Raw genomic sequence first — 25,497 nt, forward strand, 5'->3', positions numbered from 1 at the left:
CGGTCGGGCTGATCCTACGAGGTTTTGTTAAGCCACCGGGGCAGCACTTCAAGCAGCTTCGCTCTGGTGAAGGCATCGCCGAAGTTCCATTGCGCGGCATCCACCAGATGGACGCGGCCGTTACGAACGGCGGGCAGACTGCGCCAAAGCGGGCTGCGCATCAGCTTCTTCGCCGCTTGTTCCGACTCCGGGCTTGCGGGAAGCAGCATGAAAATACGGTCCCCGGCATATGCGGGCAGGCTGGCTTCGGTTATTTCCGAAAACCCTTGGCCCGCATTCAGCACTTCCTGAATGTGACCGGCAGGTCGAAAGCCGTAAGGGTGATAAAGCGCCGACGAAAGACCGACGGCTCCCATAACGAATAAGCGCTTGCCATGATCGTAGATAAACACGGAGGCCGTTTCTCCTGGTTCGATGGTGGAGCGAAGCTGCTGCCACATGGCGGCTGCTTTGGTGTTGTAGGCTTTCAGCCACCGCTCCGCTTCGCGCGTTTTTCCGAGCCAGCGGCCGAGTGTCTGCAGACGATGATCGAGCGGCGCAAACGAATTAAACGTCAGCGTGGGAGCGATCTTCGCAACGCGGGCATACTGCGCTTCGTCGGAGCTGGCCAAGATGATCAAATCCGGCTTCAGCGCCGCAAGGATGTCCGTCCTCATCGGAAATCCAATGTCGTGCACGTCCCGCAGCTTGTTTTTGAATAAGGATTGTTTATAGAAAGAAATGCCGCCGCCGATCGCTTTAATACCTAGCGCCAGAAGGTCCCCGAACGTTTCCCCGTAATAAATGATCCGCTCCGGCCGCTCGGGAATTTCGACCTCGTGCCCCGTCCAATCCCTGACCAGAACGGTACGGCTCGCCAGACGGGCATACTGCTTCGGGGTGATGCCCGTCGTTTGACGAAAGCGCCGGTTGAAATAGTACTCGTCCCGAAAGCCGACTTGCTGGGCAATTTCCCTTAAAGGGGCTGTCGAAGCGAGCAGCAATTGCTTGGAGCGGTTAATCCGCAGCTCGGTCAAATAATCGAGCGGCTTCCTGCCGGTCAGCTCCTGGAAAATCGGGGTGTACTGCCAGTGCGGTACTTGCGCCAGACGAGCCAACTGCTTGACGGTGATGTTATCCATGTAATGGTTCTGTAGGTAACGGACCGTGCTTTCGACCGCCTGCGTCGGGCTGAGCGGCTGCTCTGAATGGAGATTGTGCTCGATGACAAAGCCCAGCAGCTCCTGAAACCTCAGCTGCTGCTTGAACCAAGCGATATCGCACGGATCGGGCCGGCCGGCATACAGCTCTTCCGTTAGCCGGACAAGCCGGGAGAATGGATACGCGGTCAGCTCGCGGCGCTCCGGAAAAAGCTCCCCGGCAAACGTTTCGTGCGAAGTGCTCCCAAGGCGAACGGCCGTGAACGTGATCTTGTAGAAGCGGAGCGCGTCGTCATATTCGTTCTCCAGTTGATACGAAGCTCCGGGAGCGAATAAAAAGCACCTGTCCGGAGTGAAGTGATAGCGGCTGTCGTCCGCATCCAAGCGGCCTTGTCCGGCAGTGATGATCAGCATCGTATGGTGAGCGGCCGTTTGTGTCCCGGATTTCCATCCGACCGGCCGATAGATTTGCTCGATATCTGATAGGTGAAACAGCAGGGAGCGCAGGGGAAAGGCGTTCGCCGATTCGCAGCCCAATCGTTCATTCCTCCTTCCTAAATTGAGAATGATAATTATTATCAATTAAATCTATTGTATAAAAAAAAAAAGAAGCTTTTCAATGACAGCTTGAAAAGCTTCCGGGAACCTTCCGCATAAATCGGTGATCTTATTTCCGAAGCATTCTAGGCAGCTCCTCCAGCATCCATTCCCTTGTCGAGGCGTCGCTGTCGGATTTTGAAATATCGATCGAGTAGACGCGGCCTTTCTTGACGGCAGGCAAATCGAGCCAAATGCGGCTTTTCATCAATTCGTCTGTCGATTTGCGCGCGTCTTCCAGACCTGCCGCCGGAATGAGAATGAAAATCCGATCTCCGGCGTACTGCGGCAGAAGCTCCGGCGAGATATGCATGAACCCTTGGCTGCCGTTCAGCACTTCCTGGATCATCGGGGTAGGCTTGAAGCCCTTGGGATGATACAGCATTTGCGGAAGCCCGGCGCGCGCCATGACAAACAGCCGGTCGCCGGGATAATACGTAAACACCGAGGCGGTTTCACCGTCTTTCATGCCATCCTCCCGGAGCTGCTTCCACATGGCCTCCGCTTTTGCATTGAAATCGGCAAGCCACTGCTTGGCCTGCTGCTGCTTTCCGAGCAAATCCCCCAGCAGCGCAATACGCTCGTCCAACGGGGCGAACGTATCGAACATGACGGTGGGAGCGACTTTGGAAAGCTGCTCGTATTGCTTCGCGTCGGTGCTGGCCACAAGGATCAAGTCGGGCTTCAGCTCCAGCACCTTTTCCAGATTGATTGGAAAGCCGACATCTGCGGTAGGCTTCACCCGGTTTTCGAAGACGTGATCTTTGATCGAAGACAACTGTGCGCCGACGGCGTCAACGCCAAGAACCAGCAAATCGCCGAATGTCTCTCCCGCAAAAATAACGCGCTGCGGCTGCACGGGAATTTGCAATTCGTTGCCTTTGTAATCCGTGTACTTGCGTGTAGCGGGCGCTTTGGTTTCGGCCGAGTCTGCGGTTTGTCCGGCCGAAGCGGGAGGAGCTGCGGTTGGTGCGCCGCATGCCGCCATAGCCAGCAGTGATCCTAAGCTAAACATGATGACGAACAGATGAATGACTTTTCTTGCCGCTTTCATGAGGTTACCTTCCTTCGACAGGGTGTAAAAGTTATAGATAATGATTCTCATTATCGTTCAGAAACCATCATATAAGGAACCTGTCCGGCACTCAATGGACAAACGAAAAACGGCCGCTTCTTTTTGTACAAAAACTTCGGACAAGCCTCTTGCAATTTGTACAAAAAAACCGTTGCGTTTGTCCATTGCCATCTCTAGGTAAGCCACCTACAATGAGGTGTGGTAATGAGAATCAGTCTCATTTGCCTCGGCACGAAAGTATCGATAGAGAGAGGGTTGCCTATGCTCCGCCGTTTTTTTGCTTATTATCAACCATATAAAGGGCTGTTCCTGCTGGACTTCTCCTGCGCGATCATCGCGGCGCTGCTGGAGCTGGCTTTTCCGATTGCCGTCAACCGGGTGGTGGACGATCTGCTGCCAAGCGGCAAATGGGAGTGGATTTTGTGGGGCTGCATCGGCCTGCTCGGCATTTATGCGGTCAGCGCTGCACTGCACTACGTGATGACGTATTGGGGGCACATGCTGGGCATCAATATCGAAACGGATATGCGCAAGAAGCTGTTCGATCATGTACAGAAGCTGTCGTTCCGCTTCTTCGACAACAACAAGACCGGGCATCTCGTCTCCCGGATGACCAACGACTTGATGGACATCGGGGAGATCGCCCACCACGGCCCCGAAGACTTGTTCATTGCCGTCATGACGCTGGCCGGAGCGTTCGGGATTATGCTGAACATCAATTGGCAGCTCGCCGTGCTGACCTTTATTATCATCCCGCTGATGATCTACTTGTCCCTGTATTTCAGCCAAAAAATGTCGCGTGCTTTTAAGCGCATGTTCGCCGACATCGCAGACTACAACGCCCGGGTCGAAAACAATATAAGCGGCATTCGCGTCGTGCAGGCGTTTTCCAACGAAAAGCATGAAATCGCCCGCTTCGCGGAAAACAACATCCGGTTTCGGTTGACCAAGCTGCTGACTTACCGGATCATGGCGTGGAATTCGTCGATCAGCTATATTTTGATGAAGCTCGTTTCGTTGTTTGTGCTCGTCTGCGGCACGTGGTTCGTGATCCAGCAAAAAATGTCGTACGGGGAGTTCATCGCTTTCGTCATGCTGTCCAACGTCTTCCTCGGGCCGATTCAGAAGATCAACTCGGTGATCGAGACGTATCCGAAAGGCATTGCGGGCTTCAAACGATATCTGGAGCTGCTGGAGACCGCCCCGGATGTAGACGATGCGCCGTATGCGCGCCATGTCGGGCATCTGAAGGGGGATATCCGTTTCAGCGGCGTGAAGTTCGGCTATGAGAACAAGGAGAAGGTGCTGCAGGACGTTCATCTTACTGTTCGCGCAGGGGAAACCGTAGCGCTCGTCGGCCCGTCCGGCGCGGGCAAGACAACCTTGTGCAGCCTGCTGCCACGGTTCTACGAGGTCGACGAAGGAAGCATCACGATCGACGGGATCGATATCCGGCAGATGACGCTGCAATCGCTGCGCTCGCACATCGGTATCGTGCAGCAGGACGTATTTCTGTTCGATGGGACGATTCGCGAAAATATTGCGTACGGCAAGCTGGGAGCGACGGATGAGGAGATCTGGGAGGCAGCGCGCCGGGCGCAGCTGGAAGAGCTGATCTTGTCCCAGCCCGAGGGGCTGGATACGCTGATCGGCGAGCGCGGGGTGAAGCTGTCCGGCGGGCAAAAGCAGCGGCTCTCGATTGCCCGCATGTTCCTCAAAAATCCGCCGATTCTCATACTCGACGAAGCGACATCGGCGCTTGATACGGAGACGGAGGCGGCGATTCAGCAGGCGCTAGCCGAGCTGTCGGAAGGCCGGACGACGCTGATTATTGCCCATCGGCTTGCCACGATAAAGAACGCCGACCGGATCGTGGTGGTTGCGGACCAAGGCATTGCCGAGCAGGGCAATCACGAGCAGCTGCTGGCTGCGGAGGGGGCTTACAGCCGCTTGCACCGGGCGCAGTTCGGGGCATGACGGTTGAGGCGACGACCGGCATTGACCGGCTTGAATCCGCCAACACGAGCTGCGAAATTTTACAGCACTTGACATTCAACGGGGAAGTAAGGTACAGTAAAGTTAATTGTTACCTAAGGAGAGATTTTGATGTCGGTGGTCGTTCTTAACTAATCAAATTCCATAATGAGGTTTCTGGAAATTCATGGGCAAATTTTGCTAATAAGCAAGGTTTATTTTTTCATGGGTTTACGGTCACCTTGGAATTAGTTAAGAACAACGGATATCATACAATGCCATAGGTACATGCCTATTCATTGCGCCTATCATCCGTGCTGAGTTCAGCGCGGATTTTCTGTTTTATCGGGCGCTTTTGATTAGGCATGGTCCCAAAAGGGCAGAGAATGACGTACGTTCATTCTCTGCCCTTTTTTTATTTTCTTACAAGGAGAGATCACTCATGAATGAAAAAGCACTGCAACGTCTGGAATACGGCAAAATCAAAGAAGCTTTGGCAGAATATGCCGTATCGTATCTGGGTAAGCGGCTGATTGCCGAGCTGCTTCCGATAACGGCGAAGTCCGTCGTGCGGGCGAAGCTGGACGAAACGGCGGAGGCAAAGTCCTTGCTTCAGCAAGGCGCAAGCGTTCCGATTCCTTCGCTGGAAGGCATGGAAAATATTTTGGACCTGCTGGGAACGGGATACGTGTTCAGTGAGAAGGACTTCATGCACATGCACCAATTCCTGACCAGCTGCGCGCAGCTCGTGAGGTATATGGCCGCGAAAAGCGGGATAGCCCCTCACATTAGCTCCTACGCGGCTTCCATGTATGCGATGGATGCGCTGAAATCGGAGATCGAACGGTGCATCCGTCACGGGCAAGTCGCCGACTCCGCCAGCAAGGAGCTCATGAAAGTCCGCAAGCGGCTGGCCGTATTCGAGGAACGTCTGAAAAGCAAGCTGGACTCCTTGATGAGCCGCCACCGCTCCATTTTGCAGGAGCATGTTCTCAGCACGCGCAACGGACGGTATGTGCTGCCGGTCAAAAAAGAGCACCGCAAGCTGGTGAAGGGAACGGTGCTCGACGAGTCGGCGAGCGGCCAAACGGTCTATATCGAGCCGGCCGAGGTCATGACGATTCAGTTCGAGCTTACAGGGCTGAAAGCGGAGGAAGCGCGGGAGGAGCTGAAAGTGCTGAGCGATTTGACCGCACTGGCGGAAAGCTGCGAGCAACAGCTTCTGACAAATATTGAGACGGTGGGCACCTACGATTTCATTTTTGCCAAGGCCAAATATGCTCTGGCTATCGGAGGCTTCAATGTGGAGCTGAACGACCAAGGGATCATCGACCTGCGCGAAGCGAAGCATCCGCTGCTGAACCGGCCGATGGTTCCCTTGAACTTCGTCATCGGACGGAGATACAAGTCGCTGATTATTACGGGACCGAATACCGGAGGCAAGACTTTAACGCTGAAAACCGTCGGTCTGCTGACCGTCATGGCGCAGTCTGGCTTATTGGTTCCGGTACGGGAAGGAAGCTTGCTTTCCGTATTCAACCATCTCGCCGTCGATATCGGGGACGGACAAAGCATCGAGCACGCGCTTAGCACCTTCTCCGCGCATATCCGGAACGTCAATGAAATGCTGCAATTTGCCGACCGTTCGACGCTCATTCTGATCGACGAGATGGCTTCCGGGACCGATCCGGGGGAAGGCGTCGGCTTGTCGGTGGCCATTCTGGAAGAGCTGCACCGAAGAGGATCGACGGTGGTGGCGACGACCCATTTTACGGAAATCAAAAATTTTGCCGACGTGACGCCAGGGTTCGAGAATGCCCGCATGGAGTTCGATACAGACACGCTGCAGCCGCTGTACCGGCTGCGGATCGGGGAAGCGGGCCAGAGCTACGCCTTCCTGATCGCGTTGAAGCTGGGCTTGCCTGCCGGCCTCATTGAGCGGTCCCGCGAAATTACCGCGCGCGGCTTGCCGGAAAGCTTGCCGCAGGGAACACAGGCCCCCGGGCCTGAGCCGGAGCCGGACGAAGCCTCCGCGGCGGACATGGATGATTCGCAGGAGGAAACAACAGCGGCGCATGCGTCTCGGTCTTCATCGGAAAAGGAGAAGGAGCCGGAGGAAGACGGTGAGCCAGTTTCTGTGGGTCCCAGAAGCTTCCAGCTCGGCGATTGCGTGTATATCGCTTATTTGGGCCGCACCGGCATTGTGTTTGAAATCGAGGATTCCCGTGGCAATGTCGGGGTGATGATCCAGAACCAGAAGTTCAAAATCAACCAGAAGCGGCTGAAGCTGCACATCGAGAGCAAGGAGCTGTATCCGGACAATTACGATCTGGACATCGTGTTCGAGACGAAAGAAAACCGCAAAAAACGCAAGCTGATGGGCCGCAAGCACGCACCGGGCGTTACCATCGAGACCAAATCGGAGGAATGATCGGATGAAAAATTATGTAGATGAAATCAGTGCGAATGTCCGTTTGGAAGAAGGTTCCGCCGTCATCGAGCAGCTTTTGCTGGAATGCTATTTCAGCCCGGGCATCTCGACCAAGGAGCTGGCGCGCAAGACGCTGCTGCCTGTTCCCGTAGCCGCGGCTATCAAGAAAGAGCTCGTCAAAGCGGGCGCACTGATGCAAGAGAACGGGACGCGATGCAGCAGGGCGGGAACGGCATGGATTGAGCAAGAGCTGGGATACGGCGGAATAAACAGGAGCCTGTACCTGAAGCTGACGGCAAGCGATGCGGACTGGAAGGCCGAGCTGGCCGACGTGCTAAGCGAGCTTCAGGAAATTTTCCGCTTACGGCCGCAGGTGGACGTTCGGATCGATCAATCGAAATGCACCGCGGAGACAAGTTTGCGGCGCGCCGTCCTGTGCTTGAAGCAGCAGACGTTGATCGGAAAGCGCGTGCTCTGCATCGGCGACGACGATCTGGTCAGCGTGTCGCTGGGCTTTTTGCTCCGGAAGCTCTTCCCGGAGGCGGAGGGAACGCATTCGAGGACAAGGATCGACGTTGTCGATATCGACGAGCGGTTCCTGAGCTATATCGGAGAAACCGCAGCTAGGGAGGGGCTGCCTATCCAATGCAGGCGCTGGGATTTGCGGCACCCGCTGGCCGAGGAATGGCAGGGACAATATGACTGCTTCTTTACCGATCCGCCTTATACGCTGCAGGGCATGACGCTGTTCCTTTCCCGCGGCATCAGCGGCTTGAAGAAGAGGAAAGGTGCTCCGATCTTCTTGTCTTTTGCCCATAAGTCGCCGGAGTTCATGCTGGCGATGCAGCGGGAGTTCGTGCGGATGGGGCTCATGGTCAGCGCCACGTTCCCGCGATTTAACGAGTATGAAGGCGCGGAAATGATCGCGAACCGGAGCCAAATGATCGTGCTGAAGACGACGGAGCAGACGCGTTCCGAATACGCCGGCGCTTTCGAAGATGCGCTGTATACGGGGGAAGTCAAGCGGACGCTGCGCACTTACCGCTGTCAGCAGTGCGGGGAGGCGGTCTACGTCGGCTTCCAAGGCGATATGCCTACGATCGAGCAGCTCAAAAATCAAGGGTGTCCCCGCTGCAAGAACGATACGTTTCAATTGATCGAAAAAAAGAGCGTATAAACAAACTTGCGGCGAATTATGGACTTAAGAGGAGAAGAAGACAAGATGCATATCCGACCGATAGAGCAGAACGATTTGGCCGCGGTGGCCGAATTTGAGAAAGAAATTTCCGTCATTTCGTTTGGCAGCGAGGCGGTAACCGATCTGGAATTCCACCGGCGCAAGCTGGAAAAAGCGATACCTCGCGAACAGGAAGGCATGCTCGTTCTGGAGCTGGAAGGCCGGGCGGCCGGCTGGCTCTGGATGACGCTCAAAGAGAATTTTGTGACGAAAGAAAATTACATCCAGTTCAAAAGCTTTTACGCCGCCGAATCGTGCCGCGGCTCGGAGGCAGTCACGGCTTTGTTCGAGGCGGGGATGGCTTTTGCCGGAAGGCAGAAAGCCCGGCGCATCGTCGGGCATGTACACGTCGGCAACCTGCCCATGCGCGTGCTGTATAAAAATTACGGCTTCGCGCCGACCCATCTGACGATGGAGTACAAGGTGCAGGATCAGGAAGCTTAGGGCTGCGGAGGGCAGGGTAGCATGATCAAATGTTTGATATGGGATTTGGACGAAACGTTATGGCATGGAACGCTGGCCGACGATGAAGAGGTGTCGCTGCGTCCCGGCATTCGCGAGGTGCTGGAGCAGTTAGACGGGCGCGGCATTTTGCAGAGCGTAGCGAGCCGCAACGACCATGGGTTGGCCATGGAAAAATTGGAACAATTGGGAGTCTGCCGTTATTTTCTGTACCCCCAGATCGGTTGGGGGGCGAAGGCGGAAGGCATCCGGCGGATCGCAAGCGAGCTGAATATCGGGCTGGATGCGATAGCGTTCATCGACGACAATCCGTTCGAACGCTACGAGGCGGGAACGTATCTGCCGGAGCTGACCGTCTACAGCGCGCATGAGGCGCTGGAGCTGGTCGGATACCCCGAGTTCCGAGTCGGGAAGCCGACGAGGGAGGCAGGGAAACGCCGCGAGATGATGCTTTCCCGGCTGGAGCGGACAACGGCGGAGCAGCGCTTCACCGGGACGCGGGAAGACTTTCTGCGTTCCTGCTTCATGGAGCTGGAGGTGCGCACTGCACGCGAGGAGGATCTCGACCGGGCCTTCGAGCTGGCAGCGAGAACGAATCAATTCAATAATTTCGCGGAGCGGATGTCGGAGGACGTCGTCTGCTCTTACCTGGAATCGCCCACGAAAGGGCTTTATGTCGCGGAGCTGAAGGACCGGTTCGGCGACCACGGCATTGTCGGGGCAGCTATGCTGGACTATGAGGAGGAACGGCTGGACATCCGGTTGTTCTGCATCTCCTGCCGCATCGAAGGGCGCGGCATTGGAACCGCGTTTCTCGGGACGGTGCTGAAGCTGGCGCGGCAGGAGTATCCTGCGATGCTTGAAGCGGTTTGCAGCTACCGGTCCACAGGCCGCAACCGGCCAGCGCTGATGCTTTTGCAGCTGCTGGGGTTTGCCCGGAAGGAGAAGCAGGAGCATGATTCGATCTATGCCCTGCCGTTGCCGTTCGCGTATTGCGCACCGGATTGGATTGTCGTGAAAACGGAACATTTTAAGCAACTGGAAGGGAGAACCTTAGGATGAATCGAGAAGAAATGGAACGGAAGGTTACGGCCATCGTCGCTCAATTGCTTGGGACGACGGAAGTGGAGCGGTCTACGCGGCTGCTTGGCCCTCAGGGCGTGTTGGATTCCGTTACGGTGGTCCGGTTGATCGCCTGGCTGGAGCAGGAGTTTCAAGTAGCATTCGATGAGGAGGACCTGACGATCGAATCGTTATCGAGCATAGACCGTATCGTCTCGTTTATCGAGGAGAGCGGGAGCTTGCCGCACGGGACTCATTCCGGACTGGAACATTGAAACATCGAAGAGCCGACGTCCCATATGGATGACCGGCTCTTTTTGCCAATCCCAAGATAAGCAAGAAAAAATGTGTGATACAATAATGAATACGAAATGGACTAACGGGCGGGGATACACATGAAATTGGAACGATTGGTTTCCATTATTTATAAGCTGCTGAATCACGAAGTTTTGTCTGCCTCCATGCTGGCTGAAGAGTTTCAAGTTTCCCAAAGAACCATCTATCGGGATATCGATGTGATCTGCGCTGCGGGCTTCCCGGTCGTATCGTATCAGGGAACGAAAGGCGGATATGGCATGATGGACGGATACAAAATGGATAAAAGCCTGCTCGGTTCGTACGATGTCAATTCCCTGATTACCGTGCTCAGAAGCCTCTCCACCGTGTTTGAAGACGAGCGTGCGCAGGGGACCATCGAACGACTGCAGACGATCGGACCGGAGCATCGGACCACGAGTCTGTCCGTGGACTTGGAAACCCGCCGCACGGAGCCCGACGCGCTTCGTCATTTACGCTCGGCCATTACCCGGCGAAATATCGTCCGCTTTGATTATATCAATGTAAAGAATGAACGTACGACGCGTGATATGGAACCGCTGCGGCTTCATTTTAAATATCGTAATTGGTACGTTTATGGGTTTTGCCGAACACGAAGGGATTATCGGGAGTTCCGACTATCCCGGATGTTGAACTTGTTCCTGACTCAGGAAACTTTCGAGCCGCATCATGAGGTGCCGGAAGAGGCTGCTTTGTCAAACAAGCGATGGCAAGATCAGTTGGAGGATGTGGTGATCCGGGTGTGGCCGGAGGCATTGGCGGAAGTGATGGATCAGTTTCACCAGGCTGATAAGCAATTTCATGATGATGGGAGCATGACGCTGCGAATTCCTGTTTATCAGCCATTGCAAGCACGCTGGCTTTGGACAATTCTGCTGAGTTTTGGCAGCGGCGCCGAAGTTCTCGAACCCCCTGCACTGCGTCGCATCGTAAAAGAACAGCTTCAAAATGCGCTCAAACTTTATGCAGATGTATGACAGACTGTTGTCATACATCTTTTTTTATTATTACTGCAGGAACAAAATCAAATCCATGACAAGTCAAAAGGAGACGATCCAAATGAATCACCCGGTACAAATGTTCGACTACCATGCATGGGCTACGCAAACCCTCTTGGGACGAATCAAGGAACTCCCGCCCTCGGTGCTGCAACAAGAAGTAAACACCTCGTTTCCCACCATTGGCGAAGCGTTCGCGCATATGTATGCGATCGACAAGTGTTGGCTCCAGGTTCTGAGTGGTACCAGTATGCCCAAGGCGCTGGAAGAGTGCCTTCCACTTCAACAAAAAATACTTCGGTACTCTGTCGATGACTTCGCGAATGCCTTTAGTGAATTAGCGGAGGAATACAGAGCATGGTTCCGAAACCAAGACGACTTGGAGCAAATGATTGCGCTCGAGAATCCGTACGCCGGAACACGCAACACTCGATTATCGGAAATTGTGCTGCAAACGGTCAACCACGGTACTTACCACCGAGGGAATATTTCGACCATGCTGCGCCAACTGGGCCACGCATCCACGATGAACGATTATTCACTTTTTTGGTATCAGGAATCTGCGGAATCCATGTAATCTCTAACGTCGAAAGAGTATTTTGATGATACAAAAAGGTCGATATTTCCGAGAACGGAGAAATCGGCCTTTTTACAATGACTCTCCATACCTGGAAAGGAGAATGTAGTTTATCTATGGAAATTGAAAATCTAATTCCAATAAAATCGCGAGAAGATTTGAGGGTCTGGCTACAGGAAAATTGTAAGACTGAAAAATCGTGTTGGGTAATTGTTCGTATGACGCCCAATCCGGAAACGTTGCTATATTTGGACGCGGTCGAAGAATCTCTGTGCTTCGGATGGATTGATGGAATCAAAAAGAAAATGTCTGAAACGGAGCTGGCGCAGAGACTGTCTCCCAGAAGCAAAAAAAGTTCATGGACGGAATTGAATAAAGAACGTGTCCGCCGCCTCGAAAAGTTGGGGTTAATGAGGGAAGAAGGAAGAAAGGTGCTTCCAGATATGGACCACGATTCTTTTAAAATAGATAGGGCTATAGAGCAAAGGCTAAAAGAGGAAAAGCAAGTATATGACAATTTCATGGCATTTCCAGCTCTTTACAAAAGAGTTCGGATCGATACGATACAAAGCGTTAAAAATCAGCCGGAATTATTTCGGAGCAGATTAGATAAATTTATAACAAACACTAGAGATAATAAAATGTACGGTCAATGGCATGATCATGGACGCCTGCTAGATTATTAAGATACCAAAACATGATTAGAGACGATGTTATAATGAGGATTGAATTTACATAAATGTAACTATTGTCTGATGCTTTTGTGGGAGCTGCAACCAAAAGGAGTGTTCGATAATGACAACCTCAAACAGCGAGACGGCGCATCATCGCGTGCAGTCTGCCCGACGCGGGCTTACGGTCTTTTTTGCTTTCCTCGTTCCTCTTTCATGTCTGGGGTATTGGCTGACTCTCCATGACGTCAAATGGGTGCTTTTTCTGATGTGGACGCCCGCTTTGGCGTCTTTATTATCGCGTTTGCTGCTGCGCGAGGGTTTTGCCGACATTTCCCTCCGCCTGGGGGGAAAACGTACTCTTAAATTCATACCGATCGTGCTTCTCCTGCCGATAGCGGTCGATCTGGCGGCCTATGGTATAGCATGGATGTCCGGACTTGCGCAATTTGCCGCGCCTGCCACTTATTTAACCGCTTCTCCCATCGTCCTATTCATATTCCTCCTGTTGGCAAATGCAACCCTCGGAACGATTCAAGGCTTGATTGGAAGCTTTGGCGAAGAAGTGGGGTGGCGCGGCTACATGCTCACACGCCTGATCGATGCCCGGGTACCCCGGCCTGTTCTCGTAAGCGGACTGGTATGGGGCGTGTGGCATCTGCCGCTCATGGTAGCCGGAGTGTATTACGCCGGTCCGTTTCTTCTTTTGTCCATCTTGCTTTTCATGGTCACGGTCACGTCCTTCGGGTATGTGATGGCGTATCTCCGTTTGACATCGGGAAGTATTTGGCCGGCCGTCTTGCTGCATGCCTCATGGAATGCCATCACCCAAAACGTCTTTGACCTGTTTACCAAAGGGGATTCGGCCTTGCTGTGGACGGGAGAGTCTGGTATTTTCGTTGCACTCGCTTTGCTCGCAGTGGCGTTCATTGTTTCGAGGAAGCCGTGGACGATCATTCGAACCCTTCCCGGAAAAGGCGAACGGTCGGTTCAGGAACCGCTGTCCTTATAATTTTTTTTGAAACCGGAGCCAGCTTAGATCAGTATTACCTTGTAAAAAGTCGGAGGTCCGGAGGATGAAATTGAAAATCGTGCTTTTGCTTGTGCTCGCGGTTGGTCTGTTGTCAGGCTGCGAAATTATCGACAAAGTAAATCATTCAATAAATTATGTGGAAGAAGCGACCAACTTCATCGATGATACTTCGCGGTTTGCGGAACAATTGCCGACGCTTGCCAGGCAGGCGGTCACCGATCCCGAAGCCAGAACGACATTGAAGAATGAATTGACCGGTATGAAGGAACGGATCGCAAAATTTAACGCGCTTCAAGCCCCTGATTTTGCCAAAGACGTTCATGGGCAGCTGGTCGGGTATAACGAGACGCTGGCGAAGGAGATTAACGGTTACCTGGAGAAGATCAACAACGGCGCCATCGACTGGAAGGCGATTGAGGATTCCCGGTTCATCGACACGCTGAATCAGGTCACACAAAATCTGGATAAAGTGAAGAGCTTAACTCCTTAAAGCGGTAAAGGATGTCGTTCACATGAGGTGAAGGCATCCTTTTTGTATCGAAGGGAATGGAATAAAGCCTTGTTCTTGCTACAGACATTCGTTTTGTTTATACTAATCGTAAGTTAGAACGAGGGAGTTGGTACGGATGGCAATTCGCGATTGCCGGATTGGCCAGTCTCATGCAAAGCCTTATTTTTAGGGCGATACTTTGCATGGGCGTAAAAGGGAGCAACATAAAATCGCCCGAATGAGCAGCTATCGTTTCTAATAATATGGCTTTGCACCTTATTTTCAATCTTATAAAATAAGGGGCTGACCTCCATGTGTGGACCATTTATTAGAAACCATCAGTATAACGATATCAAGAAGCAGGCAGGGAACCTGCAGCACGCTCTTAGAACGATTGCCGATCGGAAGGTATTGGAATCGGTCAGGCAAGGTACGGCAGCCAAAATCGCAGAGCTGTTTCCCGACGCTTCCGGCCTTCAGAAAGAGCTGCTGGAAAGCATTGTCAACTTAGAAACGTCAGAAGACTTCCATAAGTATCTGCGAACGTTAGAGCCGTATATCGTGGAATTTCCGCATATTACGGAAAAGCAGATTCAGAAGCTGTTTCCCAAAAATAAGAAGCTAAAGATCCCTAATTTAACCGAGATAGACCGTCGTTACGTCACTTATCTCAGTTGGATCGATATCTCTACGAATAAATTGTTCATCGTATACCATTTAAACGGGCAATTTGTCGGTCTAGAAGGCAAATATACTCCGACCAACAAAAGGAGTTTTTGCTTCATATGCAATCGGTATGAAGATCTTGCTTTATTCTCGGCGATAGCCAAAAAAAGGCCGGCGAAAGCTTCAGCCGATTATTATAAAGCGGTTGGCAATTATTTGTGCATGCATGGTCAAGACTGCAATAAGAACATTACGGATGTTTCATCTTTGGAGAACTTTATTAACACGGTTATAGGCTAGACAAGAAACCATTGGATCTGCGGTTTTTTCCGGATTCAATGGTTTTTTTGCTAATTCGATCCGTAAAATAAAGGACGCAAACACTTTTCTGTGTTTACGCCCTCTTCGATATCGTTACTTCTTATCGTTCAAATAAAACGCCCCATTCGGCAGAGTAGTTTCTTTATGGACTACGACGAGCCCGACACCTTCAGGAATATAAGCCACTCTCGAATCGCCGGTGATCACATAATCCCCCGGAACCAATACCCCGTCTATATTCGTTACCTTTACAGTAGTCGTGAGGTTCAGATTAGGAAAGGTGATGGTAGTCGTCGGCGGGTTCGCTGCCGGTTCGTCCGGCGTCTGGGCGAAAGCTGCCACCGGTAATAGGAAAGCCGAGCACAGGGCGAGTACCGTTACTTTTGTTTTCAGCATGCTCTTCATACGTAAAACACTCCTTTTCTTTGCGGTTGTGTTCCCATGTTCTGGTATCGGAACCAGCTAACCAATAGTTACCCGTATGGATTATTTTTGAAGCAGGAGAAATGCATTTTTTTCAGCCCAATTTCGGGGATGGTCAGGTCCGATAGCGTACTCGTTCTTTTGGCGAACGGCTGTTCTGTGGTATAATCGCTCTAACAACCTACACTCATTTTGCACCCTGGATGTTTGTTTTACGTAATTATCTTACAAGAGTTAACGCGCCGCCGCGCATTTCGTGCCTTTCTCGAATGCAGCCGCGGCGCGGGCTGCCAGTAGACGTGACAAGGGGGCTCTAGGATGAACGCGGATTGGACTATAGCGGACGAGGCGCTGCGCAGCATCACGGTAACCGGCAGCGAACGGAATGAACCTGTGATCGTATCCGGCGATTCGGAAGAACTTCGCTGCATCGGCATCGGAACGGATGCGGCCGTGTTCACCTATGATCGGACGCCGGGCTTTGCGTTTAAAATCTACTCGGATCATGCGCTTGCGCTCGGGAAACGGGATATGGAGAAGCACGTGTACGAACGGCTAGAAGGGATTCCTTATTTTCCGGTATATTACGGGTGTGGAGAGCGCTATCTGGTCATGAGCCACGAATCCGGAGTCACGCTGCTCGATTGCTTGTTGGAGGGCATTCCCGTACCGGAGCAGGTGATCCGCGACGTGGAAGAAGCGCGCGAGCAGGTGCGCAGCCGCGGCTTGAATCCGCGCGACATTCATCTGAAAAATGTGATCCTGCAATCGGGCCGGGGCAAAGTGCTGGACGTATCGGAATATGCGCTGGAGGGAGACGACCACCGGTGGGAGCATCTGGTCTGGGCGTACCGGGTCGTTTATCCCGGCATTGAGGGAATCAAAATTCCCGCCTGGGTGCTGGATGCGATCAAGAACGGCTACGCCAGACTCGATCAGGCGAATCTGAGCCTTGACGATTTCGCCCAAAGAGTCAGTCAGTTGTTTTCCAAGTTTTTGAAATAGATGAAGTAAGGAAGGTTTCAGGCGATGAACGCACCGTTGACACCACGGGTCATTAAATCGTTGTGCGGCGAGCTCTCCTACAAAAAGGGAGAAGCCTACTGCCGCGCCGGAAAAGTGGCCTTCACGCATTGCGATCCCGAAGCTGCGAGCTACGAAGCGACGGTCGGCGGCGCCGACAGCTGCCGAGTAACCGTCGAAATCGGGGATGAAGGGGAGGTAAAAGCGGAGTGCACGTGCCCCACCTTGGGCTCTTACGACAAATACTGTAAGCATGTCGCTGCGGTGCTGCTGTATATTCACGATACGGAGCAGGCCGGCAGCTTGCCTGTCGGGCGGCTTCGACCGGAGGATGGATTATCTGCAATGCCTCCGTCAGGCGGAGCGGCAGCAAGCGCCTCCGCGATTCCCGCGGGAGATCTCCGGCTGACGAGCAGCGTGTTAGGACTGTTCGTTGGCAAGCCGGTGATTCCGACCGGTTCCCGGCCGCGCTTCGATACAAGAACGCAGCTTGAAGTGGAGTTTACTTGCGCGCCCTTTGCTTACGGTTACCGGAAGTACATGTTCGGAATCGAGCTTAAGGTAGGGCCCAAACGACTGTACATCGTACAGAACATAAGGGAGTTTCTGGAGCGGGTCGAACGGAGACAAGCCTTCGTATTTACCAAGCATTTCACCTACGATCCGGAACTTCACAGCTTTAAAATCGAGGACGACGCCATCCTTCGCCAGTTAATCCAAATCTGCCGCAACGAGAGGCTGTACCGCGAAACGTCGAGTGCGTTTGCTGCCGTTCAGCTCATCCGGATGAGCGGCGAGCGGATGCTGCTGATTCCTCCGTTCTCGTGGGAAGCGCTGCTACCCTTGCTGGCGGCGGCTCCTTCCGCACAGCTTGAGCAGGATGGCCGGATCTATGAGGGAGTTCGCATCGCCGACGAGCCGATCCCGCTTCGCTTCGATTTCGACCAAGCGCCGGAAGAAGGCTATCGTTTGGACGTCTATGGGCTGGACGAGATCATTGTTATGGAAATGTACGGGCTGGTGCTCGCCGAGGGGAAGCTGCTGAAACTGCCGCCCGATAGCAGCCAGCGCCTTTCGGAGCTGAAACAAATGCTGGATTCAGCCCGCACGCGCCAGCTTCGGATATCGGCGGATCAGATCGAGCCTTTCATCGAGAAGGCGATTCCCGGTCTGATGAAGCTGGGAACCGTCCATGTCGCCCAAGCCGTGTCCGACCGGATCATGCGCATATCGCTGAAGGCCAAGCTGTATTTGGACCGGGTGAGGGACCGGCTGCTCGCCGGGCTAGAGTTTCATTACGGTGACATCGTCCTTAATCCGTTGGTAGAGGGAAAAACTCAGCGTGGAGAAGGGCGAATTCTGGTGCGGGACGGGGAGAAGGAGCGGGCGATTCTCGAGCTTATGGAGCAGAGTGCCTTCGTCAAAACCGAAAGCGGCTATTTCCTGGATGGCGAAGACGAGGAATACGAGTTTATGTACCGCGTCTTGCCCCAGCTGGAAAAGCTGGTCGAGGTATATGCCACCTCCGCCGTAAAAGTCAGGCTTCATACGGGCCACGTTCCGCCGAAGATCCGGGTAGATGTAGATGAGCGGATCGATTGGCTGGAAATTAAGTTCGATATCGACGGAATTCCGGAAGCGGAAATCCGCAAAGTGCTGAAATCCTTGGAAGAGAAGCGCAGATACCACCGGCTGCCCAACGGCGCGCTCCTGCCGCTGGAAAGCGAGGAGTTTCAGGAGATCGTTCGCTTTATGAACGAGATGGGTATCCGCCAAGCGGATGTGAAAGGAACGGAGCTGCGCCTGTCGGCTGTCCGTGGACTGCACCTGATCGATGCTCGAGAGCAGGGTCGAGCCCTCAGCCTGGGCAAGTCGCTTCGTCGGCTCCTGGAAAACATGCGGAATCCGGATAATCTGGATTTTCCGCTGCCGGAACGACTGACTCCTGTGCTGCGGGATTACCAGAAATATGGATATGGCTGGCTGAAGACGCTGGCTCATTACCGCTTCGGCGGCATTCTTGCCGACGATATGGGGCTGGGCAAGACACTGCAGAGCATCGCCTTTCTCGTATCTGTTCTGCCGGAGATTCGAGATCAACGACAGCCCGCGCTGGTCGTCGCTCCCGCGTCTCTCCTATATAATTGGAGGAACGAGCTGAACCGGTTCGCGCCGGAGCTTCGGGCCGTTATTGCCGACGGCAGCAGCGCGGCACGCGCCCGCGTACTGAAGGAGCTGTCCCATGCGGACGTCGTCATCACCTCGTATCCGCTGCTGCGCAGGGATATTGGGCGTTATGCCGGGCATACGTTTCATACGCTCATTTTGGACGAGGCCCAAGCGTTCAAAAACTACGCGACGCAGACGGCGCAAGCGGTGAAGGCGCTCCGGGCCAGATACCGATTCGCGCTAACCGGAACGCCGGTCGAAAACTCGCTGGAGGAGCTGTGGTCCATCTTCGACGCGGTGTTCCCCGAGCTGTTCCCGGATCGCAAAGCTTTCGGCGAGCTGTCCCGCGAGATCGTGGCGAAGCGCGCCCGTCCGTTTCTGCTGCGGCGGGTCAAGAGTGATGTGCTGAAGGAGCTTCCGGAGAAGATCGAATCGCTGCAAGCCTCGGAGCTGCTGCCGGAACAGAAGAAGCTGTACGTGGCCTATCTGGCCAAGCTGCAAAAGGAAGCGTTGAAGCATTTGGACGCGGATACGTTTCAGCAAAACCGGATCAAAATTTTGGCGGGCATCACCCGGCTGCGCCAGCTGTGCTGTCATCCTGCGTTATTCGTCGAAGGGTATACCGGAAGCTCGGCGAAATTCGAGCAGCTGCTGGAGCTGGTGGAGGAATGCCGGAGCGCGGGGCGGCGGATGCTGGTTTTCTCGCAATTTACCGAGATGCTGGGGCTGATCGGGCGGGAGCTCGGCTATCGGGGCGTACCGTATTTTTATTTGGACGGCAAAACTCCGCCCGCCGAGCGCGTCGAACGCTGCCGCCGGTTTAACGATGGCGAGCGGGATTTGTTCCTGATCTCCCTAAAAGCCGGGGGAACCGGGCTGAATCTCACCGGAGCGGACACGGTCATCCTGTACGATCTGTGGTGGAACCCTGCCGTAGAGCAGCAGGCTATGGACCGCGCCCACCGGATTGGGCAGAAGAAGGTGGTCCAAGTGATCCGCCTCGTCACCCAAGGCTCGGTAGAAGACAAAATGCACGAGATTCAGCAGCGAAAGAAACATTTGATCGACGATGTCATTCAGCCGGGCGAGGAGGGGCTGTCCGCTCTGACGGAACGGGACGTCCGGGAGCTGCTGATGCTGGATTGAGCAGGCTTTTGCGATGGAACTTGGAGGGAAGGCACATGAAAGGGACCCGACGCCGATGAGGCGAAGGGTCCTGTTTTATTGGGTTGGGCGATGGTTCCTTATCGAGCCGTCACATCGAAGTCCTGCTCAAAGATGATGCGCTCGCCGACCTTGTATACGGCAGTAAGCCGGTTGATTCCGGGCTGCAGCGGCTTCTTTAATGAGAGGTCGTATAGCGCCCGATCCATGCTAAGGGAAAACAGCATTTCTTCCGATGCAACGGCCGCGCTGGCGAACGAATCGGATAGCGTATCGGAAGAACGGTCATACACATAGATTTTCAATCGGTTGCCGACTTCGTTCGGTTGCAGGCTTCCAGCATCATAGCATAGGGCGGATAGATGCAGAAGGTTCCCTTTCACCTCGGTGGGAGGGTTAAAAGCGCCAAGCGTATATTCGGCAGAATGTAGCAACCCTCACTATGATTCGGCGTAACTTCGGTCGAGGCGCCGAACAACGTTCTCATCTCGTCAATCCTCAGATCCGGCGCTTCCTTATCTGCGGAAGCGACCGGAGCCGCCGATAAAATGACGCTGCGGCGGGGTTCGCCTTTCCACGAAATCGCAGCCTTTTTCTCCCCGGCCTTAATCCGGAAGGAATAACCCGAAGGATGGGCGAAGGTCCATCCGTTCTCCCGATCTGGACCTGTAACGGTGTACTGGTACATTTTCGCCACAACGCCGGAATGGAAAAACAGCTCTCTATCGTGCTCATATCCTACTTTTGCATCCCCAAACGTAAGCGCGTTATCTGTCTTGTATATAGCTCCCTTACGGCTTATCTCCCCGGAAATTTGCATATCCTGCTCACGTCCCGGAAGCTGAAGCCGGTCACGGGTAGGGTTTAGGTTAATCCATGCGTTTCCAAGGAAGGTGGGGATTTGAAACCACCGTGTTCCGTTGGGGGCCGTCCAGGCTGCGGAGGCACGAATCTTTTGCGGGCCGAGAACCCCGTAGTTCAGCAGCTGAGAGCTGTCCGGATATTGGTAAAGCCATGTTTTATCCGACTGCAGATCGATTTCGGTGTTGTCCGGCTTGGCGTCTTCCGGATCTGCATAGTTGGGATTGAACCAGCCTTCGCCTTCGTTTGCCCGGACATGATACCAGGTTCCTTCCCAGTCTCGGACCGGATTCGCTTCGATTTTCTCAAAAACGGTTAGCGTCTGGGGAGCGGCTACATTGGGCTTACCGCTATAGGGAGACGGCGAAGGATACAGAGGTGCCGACTGCCGCCTTGTGATCGTCTCGTTCGCTTCCGTAGCAAACTCGCCCGGATAACGTGTCCATCTTGTTCCCTCCGGGGTCTCCACTTGATAGAAGCTGCCTAAGGGAGATTGGAATTCTCCCGTCTCCGTGAATATCTGATCCCGGATCTGCCGATGGGAGGCTGAAGAATCCGCGACATGGTTCCACAGGGGAACGCTGCTAAATTCGGCGCCCCCATAATATTTTTTCTTAGTATGGCTGTAATAAGAGCCGATTTGCTTGAGCGGAAGCCGAATCCATTGGTCACCGAGCCAGGACGTACGGATTTTCAGCCATTTTAATTCGTTTTCGTCATGCTTCGGACTGTAAAACCATTGCTTCTCCGCTCCGACTACCTCCACTTGCTGGGGAGACAAAACGGCGGAAGGCTGTAGCTGGGTACTGGCTTTGGTATAGATCGCCGTATTTTCCATTAAAGTGATCTTCGGGGGAGGCGGCACGTCAATTTTGCCGGGATCGACCTTGATCCATTTATCACCAAAGGTCGTATGTATCTTCCACCAATTCGGCATTTCCGCCCAACGCGTTTCGGCTTCGATGACTTCAACCGTTTGCGGGGAGAAGGCTCCCTCGGCTTTGTTCACCAGCGCGTTCGGAATGACATAATACGGCGTATCTTCAAGTAGCGTCAATGTCCGAGGAATGCGAATGGCATCGGCAGGCTCCGTTGGGGTATCCGCATATTCCGAGGCGTTCCCGTGAGCGGCCGCGGCCAGCAACAGGCCTATTCCCATAAGGAAGGCCAGAGTTGATTTGTTGCGCATGCACCGTCTCCTTATTCATTTTGTCAATTTGCTATAATACCATATTCTAGCAGCTTCCTGAAGCGGAAGAAACGTTTTATTCGGCAAGCGCTGTCAGTTTTTTACAAGAACTGCGTCTAAGTTCATGTTTGCATCAAAAGAGCAGGAACGAGGAGATGACATTTGTTGAAACGAATTTTCCTTACATGGCTGAGCGCACTGCTGATGTTGTCCATGCTGACAAGTACGGCGAAGGCGGAGGGAGACACGGTTCAGGTTCGCATTGCTGGTTTTCCGGTGAAGGTCAACGGCCAAATCGTGAATAACACGCAGGTTGCGTATCCGTTCGTGGTGTACAAGGATATCACTTATGTGCCGCTGAACTGGGGCTTGATTCAAGAGCTTGAACTGGATGTCGATTGGAGCGAGGAAGAAGGTCTGAAGGTTTATAGAACTTGCTGCGCCACCTCTTATGGGAAGTATCCGGCGCTGGAAAAGAGCAGGCTCACGCAAAATCCGGCGACCACAAACTCGCTCACCCGCTCCTATTCGGCGAAAGTGGCTTCTTATCCTATTCAAATATGGGGCCACCAGATCGATAACGGACAAGAGCCGTATCCTTTTCTGGAATTCCGCAATGTAACGTATATGCCGCTGACCTGGAAATTTGCCCATATGGCGCTCATGATGGACTTGCAGTGGAGCAGCGAGGAAGGCCTGGCCATTTGGAGCGGACAGGACGCGGTGATGCGGCAAATCGTTTATGACGACGCCGAGGCGCTGTATATTGATGCCCACCGGGGAACAGGCGGAATGCTCGCGGTGCTGAAGGTGGACAAAACGTTTCAAACGCACCCGGTATGGCTCGACCCGCCGCAGGCCGATGCGATTCGCGAGAAAGCCAAGCAGGCGGCAGAGACGCAGGCAAGTGAAGGGAAAAGCGTAGTGATCCAGCGGGATGGCGATAATTTGTCTTACGCAGGGCTGCCGCTTGGGCCGGTGCACGACGACGATAAAATCAATATGGCGGAACCACGCTTCAAATCGAGGGGACGCTGTACGATATCGACAGTAGGCGGAAGCTGCTTGCCGTATATTCCTATTTCCCTCTGCCTGTGAAAGGCCCGCCGCCGTACAGCCGCTATCAGTTGTTCACGATTATTGACGGAAGCGTACGCAAAGTCTCGAACTATCCTTATAAGCCGCAGCGCGTCCTAAAAAATAATGACGGCACCGTATGGATCGCGCGGGATCGGATGCCTTTTCGGGGTCTTTATTATGGCGGTTCCGCGCTGTTGGCGCTGATGGACCCGGAAGGGAACATACGTCTTGCCAACGAAGTGTGGAATGAACAGGACGTAAGCCCTGTCGGGCTCGGAAGTCCCACGAGAAGCGCTGCGGACCGCGACGGGCGGATGGTTGTGCGGCTATACGGGCAGCCCTTTACGGAAGAAAAATCCATTGTTTATGGGGCGGGAGGGCCATGGATGCCGCCTGTCGAACCGTTCGATCCGGACAAAGACGGCTTTTATGAGGCAACACCGGAGCTGAAGCTGAAACGTCTTGCGAAGGCTCCGGACCGGCAAGACGACCTAAAGCTGTATCGAGACAGCCAAGGCGACATCTACACGATTCACCGGCACAGCAATACGCTGACGAACTGGACTCAGAACCGCTCCAAAACTTGGGCTGATTTGGAACTGCTGAAATAAAAATAAAAAGTGCTTTATGCGAAGTATGCCACCCTGTTGTCATACTTCTTTTTGTATACTAACCATATAATCCAAAAAACAAAGGGGAATCACTTATGTCAAATGCCGTAACGATGTATGAGTACCATGCGTGGGCGAATCAAACGATGCTTAACCGGTTGAAGGAGCTTCCGCAAGATATATACAAGCAGGAGATTGTAAGCATTTTTCCATCCGTATCGAAAGCAATGGCTCATATATATACCGTTGACAATTCATGGCTGGAGATCGCTGCCGGCAAAGCAATGAAAGAAGCGATGGGACAGGCGGAGCAAGTGACGAAGGAAGCGGAGAGGCAGAGCATCGAGGGGTTACAGGCGATGTTCGCCGCTTTGTCCGAGCGGTATAGAGCATTCTTCAGAGAGCAAGCCGACCTGGAAAAGGCGATCGTACTAGATAATCCGTACGCCGGAATCCGGGAAACCCGTCTATCGGAAATCGTTATGCAGGTCGTGAATCACGGGACGTATCACCGCGGCAATATTTCGGCGATGCTGCGTCAGATGGGGCATGCCTCGGTCATGACGGAGTATGCCTTGTTCTGGTATCAGAATCGAGCCTGAGGCAGGCTTGCCTGCTGCCAAGCCGTATCATGAAGTTTCATAAACCTTCGCAACTTTCCTGTCTGCCGCGCGTCTGTTACAAAAACAGGAAAGGATTGACATTGGATGAGGAAAGCCTTGAGGAAGCTTGCCCCGGTATGGGCCGCCATGCTGCTGATGCTGCCCGCCACAGTGAAGTATCCTGTCGCCGCTTACGCTGAGGAGCCCCAGAGAAGCTTCGTGATTATCGGTGAGACGGACCTGTACGCTCGGGAGGGAGGCGGCGGCCGTTCGCTAGGCTCGATTTCGCCGTATCAGAACGTGCTGCTTGCGCCTGGCGCGCCATTCAATTTATTCGATGAGCGGAAGCCGGAGGAATGGCTTAAGGTGCGGACCTGGCTCGGAGACCGGTGGATTCGTGACGACGAGAGAGTGCTGTACGGGACCTACGAGGAACGGAAGAAGACGCATACACTCATCGGCACCACACGGTTGTTCGACCGCCCTGACGTCGAGACGGACACGGGGCAGTCGCTGGCCCCTCAGGAAATTGTGACTATCGCAGAGCTTCGTTACGGACCAAAATACGTGATCAAATCGCCGAGAGCTCACGTACAATCGGGCATATGGTACCAAGTGGAAACAACATGGATGGGGCCGAAATGGATTCATAGTCCTGCTCTTATGGAGAATGTTTATGCTAAATCCGTCGATTATGATCTGAAGCTGACAGGCGCCGAAACCGCCTATGAAGTGCCGTATGAAGAGGGGAAAGGGGAAGCGGTGGAACCTGGCGTCGTACATGCGCTTGCCAAATGGCAGTATTCGCCGTATGCCTTCACTGTGATCACCTGGTACAAGGTCCAGCTTCCGCAAGGCGAGCGGTGGATCAAGCCTAAAAATGAAGTGCTGGAAGATTATAAAGCGCTGAACGAGACTGTGAAGCTGACCACGAAAACGCGATATTTTGAGGAACGGATGCCTAGCTATGATCGGAATGTTTGGTTGGAGCCGGGAGCTTACAAAGCTGTGCAGAGCGTAGGCGAATGGACGCAGCTGGAAACGCCGGCAGGCTTGAAGTGGGTAAATCTGAAGCGGGCGCTATTGGAACGGCCCGAGGGGATCGTGCCGATCGAAGAGACGGTGAAGCTTACGGCCGAGACGCAGACGTATCGGTTTCCTGCGACCGGTGAAATGGCCCATCTTAAAGGCTTCTTTTCCCCGCAGGAGGTGCAGGCGTTCGAGAAATGGACGTCGCCGGAAGGCGCGGTCTGGTATCACATCAAGACATTTAGCGGCACCGAGTGGGTGAAGCAGTAGGCTGCGG

Annotated in this window: 23 protein-coding genes and 2 pseudogenes; 19 read left to right on the forward strand and 6 right to left on the reverse strand. The window is 53.6% G+C overall.

The genetic code is table 11. The features are described 5' to 3' along the window. Positions 1-14: 14 nt before the first annotated feature. The 3 genes from KQX66_RS03870 to KQX66_RS37760 all read right to left on the reverse strand — a co-directional run bounded on the left by KQX66_RS03870 (position 15) and on the right by KQX66_RS37760 (position 2,982). A complete protein-coding gene (locus KQX66_RS03870; protein ID WP_216789982.1) occupies positions 15-1,676 on the reverse strand; it encodes an ABC transporter substrate-binding protein in 1,662 nt (553 codons plus the stop codon). A gap of 130 nt (positions 1,677-1,806) precedes the next feature. Further along, positions 1,807-2,790 (reverse strand): ABC transporter substrate-binding protein, encoded by a 984-nt coding sequence (locus KQX66_RS03875; protein WP_216789984.1) that lies wholly within the window; start codon positions 2,788-2,790, stop codon positions 1,807-1,809. 57 nt (positions 2,791-2,847) lie between these two features. Continuing rightward, a complete protein-coding gene (locus tag KQX66_RS37760) occupies positions 2,848-2,982 on the reverse strand; it encodes a hypothetical protein (RefSeq protein ID WP_284439777.1) in 135 nt (44 codons plus the stop codon). Positions 2,983-3,072: 90 nt separating this feature from the next. Between KQX66_RS37760 and KQX66_RS03880 the strand changes: the two genes are divergently transcribed. The 13 genes and pseudogenes from KQX66_RS03880 (at position 3,073) to KQX66_RS03935 (ending at position 15,048) form a co-directional block, all read left to right on the forward strand. Then, positions 3,073-4,788, forward strand: coding sequence for an ABC transporter ATP-binding protein (locus KQX66_RS03880; RefSeq protein WP_216790477.1), 1,716 nt, complete (start codon positions 3,073-3,075; stop codon positions 4,786-4,788). Between the two features lie 439 nt (positions 4,789-5,227). Beyond that, positions 5,228-6,752: pseudogene (locus KQX66_RS03885) on the forward strand (endonuclease MutS2); the annotation flags it as partial. A gap of 185 nt (positions 6,753-6,937) precedes the next feature. Then, positions 6,938-7,216 (forward strand): annotated as a pseudogene (locus KQX66_RS38655) (endonuclease MutS2); the annotation flags it as partial. 4 nt (positions 7,217-7,220) lie between these two features. After that, positions 7,221-8,393, forward strand: a complete 1,173-nt coding sequence (locus KQX66_RS03890) for a bis-aminopropyl spermidine synthase family protein (RefSeq protein ID WP_216789989.1) — start codon at positions 7,221-7,223, stop codon at positions 8,391-8,393. Between the two features lie 45 nt (positions 8,394-8,438). After that, a complete protein-coding gene (locus tag KQX66_RS03895; RefSeq protein ID WP_216789991.1) occupies positions 8,439-8,897 on the forward strand; it encodes a GNAT family N-acetyltransferase in 459 nt (152 codons plus the stop codon). Positions 8,898-8,918: 21 nt separating this feature from the next. Continuing rightward, a complete protein-coding gene (locus KQX66_RS03900; protein WP_216789994.1) occupies positions 8,919-9,977 on the forward strand; it encodes an HAD-IIIC family phosphatase in 1,059 nt (352 codons plus the stop codon). Further along, on the forward strand, positions 9,974-10,252 hold the full coding sequence (locus KQX66_RS03905) for an acyl carrier protein (protein WP_216789996.1): 279 nt from the start codon (positions 9,974-9,976) through the stop codon (positions 10,250-10,252). Before KQX66_RS03900 ends, KQX66_RS03905 begins: the two co-directional genes overlap by 4 nt. 120 nt (positions 10,253-10,372) lie before the next feature. Beyond that, positions 10,373-11,290, forward strand: coding sequence for a helix-turn-helix transcriptional regulator (locus KQX66_RS03910; RefSeq protein WP_216789998.1), 918 nt, complete (start codon positions 10,373-10,375; stop codon positions 11,288-11,290). 82 nt (positions 11,291-11,372) lie between these two features. Further along, positions 11,373-11,888, forward strand: coding sequence for a DinB family protein (locus KQX66_RS03915; RefSeq protein ID WP_216790000.1), 516 nt, complete (start codon positions 11,373-11,375; stop codon positions 11,886-11,888). 116 nt (positions 11,889-12,004) lie between these two features. Continuing rightward, on the forward strand, positions 12,005-12,574 hold the full coding sequence (locus tag KQX66_RS03920; protein ID WP_216790002.1) for a YdeI/OmpD-associated family protein: 570 nt from the start codon (positions 12,005-12,007) through the stop codon (positions 12,572-12,574). Between the two features lie 109 nt (positions 12,575-12,683). Then, on the forward strand, positions 12,684-13,571 hold the full coding sequence (locus KQX66_RS03925; protein ID WP_216790005.1) for a type II CAAX endopeptidase family protein: 888 nt from the start codon (positions 12,684-12,686) through the stop codon (positions 13,569-13,571). A gap of 64 nt (positions 13,572-13,635) precedes the next feature. Further along, positions 13,636-14,082, forward strand: coding sequence for a DUF6376 family protein (locus KQX66_RS03930; protein WP_216790007.1), 447 nt, complete (start codon positions 13,636-13,638; stop codon positions 14,080-14,082). A 312-nt stretch (positions 14,083-14,394) separates the two neighbouring features. Next, the gene (locus KQX66_RS03935; RefSeq protein WP_216790009.1) at positions 14,395-15,048 is read left to right on the forward strand and encodes a FusB/FusC family EF-G-binding protein; all 654 of its coding nucleotides are present in this window, start codon (positions 14,395-14,397) and stop codon (positions 15,046-15,048) included. A 114-nt stretch (positions 15,049-15,162) separates the two neighbouring features. Here the strand turns inward: KQX66_RS03935 and KQX66_RS03940 are convergent, their stop codons facing one another. Then, positions 15,163-15,474, reverse strand: coding sequence for a hypothetical protein (locus KQX66_RS03940; protein WP_216790011.1), 312 nt, complete (start codon positions 15,472-15,474; stop codon positions 15,163-15,165). Positions 15,475-15,810: 336 nt separating this feature from the next. Between KQX66_RS03940 and KQX66_RS03945 the strand changes: the two genes are divergently transcribed. Both KQX66_RS03945 and KQX66_RS03950 read left to right on the forward strand, forming a co-directional pair. Next, complete coding sequence (locus KQX66_RS03945; RefSeq protein WP_216790014.1) at positions 15,811-16,497, forward strand: protein kinase family protein; 687 nt, start codon at positions 15,811-15,813, stop codon at positions 16,495-16,497. Positions 16,498-16,521: 24 nt separating this feature from the next. Then, positions 16,522-19,830, forward strand: a complete 3,309-nt coding sequence (locus KQX66_RS03950) for a DEAD/DEAH box helicase (RefSeq protein WP_216790016.1) — start codon at positions 16,522-16,524, stop codon at positions 19,828-19,830. A 98-nt stretch (positions 19,831-19,928) separates the two neighbouring features. Here KQX66_RS03950 and KQX66_RS37250 read toward each other — a convergent pair whose 3' ends face one another. After that, positions 19,929-20,153 (reverse strand): hypothetical protein, encoded by a 225-nt coding sequence (locus KQX66_RS37250; RefSeq protein WP_253956899.1) that lies wholly within the window; start codon positions 20,151-20,153, stop codon positions 19,929-19,931. A 74-nt stretch (positions 20,154-20,227) separates the two neighbouring features. After that, on the reverse strand, positions 20,228-21,898 hold the full coding sequence (locus tag KQX66_RS03955; RefSeq protein ID WP_253956900.1) for a hypothetical protein: 1,671 nt from the start codon (positions 21,896-21,898) through the stop codon (positions 20,228-20,230). A 165-nt stretch (positions 21,899-22,063) separates the two neighbouring features. Between KQX66_RS03955 and KQX66_RS03960 the strand changes: the two genes are divergently transcribed. The 4 genes from KQX66_RS03960 (at position 22,064) to KQX66_RS03975 (ending at position 25,490) form a co-directional block, all read left to right on the forward strand. Next, a complete protein-coding gene (locus KQX66_RS03960; RefSeq protein WP_216790018.1) occupies positions 22,064-22,996 on the forward strand; it encodes a hypothetical protein in 933 nt (310 codons plus the stop codon). 29 nt (positions 22,997-23,025) lie between these two features. Continuing rightward, positions 23,026-23,589 (forward strand): hypothetical protein, encoded by a 564-nt coding sequence (locus KQX66_RS03965; RefSeq protein ID WP_216790020.1) that lies wholly within the window; start codon positions 23,026-23,028, stop codon positions 23,587-23,589. Positions 23,590-23,684: 95 nt separating this feature from the next. After that, positions 23,685-24,191 carry a DinB family protein gene (locus tag KQX66_RS03970; protein WP_216790022.1) on the forward strand — a complete coding sequence of 169 codons (507 nt, stop codon included), beginning with the start codon at positions 23,685-23,687 and terminating at the stop codon, positions 24,189-24,191. A gap of 105 nt (positions 24,192-24,296) precedes the next feature. Then, positions 24,297-25,490, forward strand: coding sequence for a hypothetical protein (locus KQX66_RS03975; protein ID WP_216790025.1), 1,194 nt, complete (start codon positions 24,297-24,299; stop codon positions 25,488-25,490). Positions 25,491-25,497 lie beyond the last annotated feature (7 nt).

The organism is Paenibacillus oleatilyticus (assembly GCF_018998565.1).
Taxonomy (GTDB): Bacteria; Bacillota; Bacilli; order Paenibacillales; family NBRC-103111; genus Paenibacillus_G; species Paenibacillus_G oleatilyticus.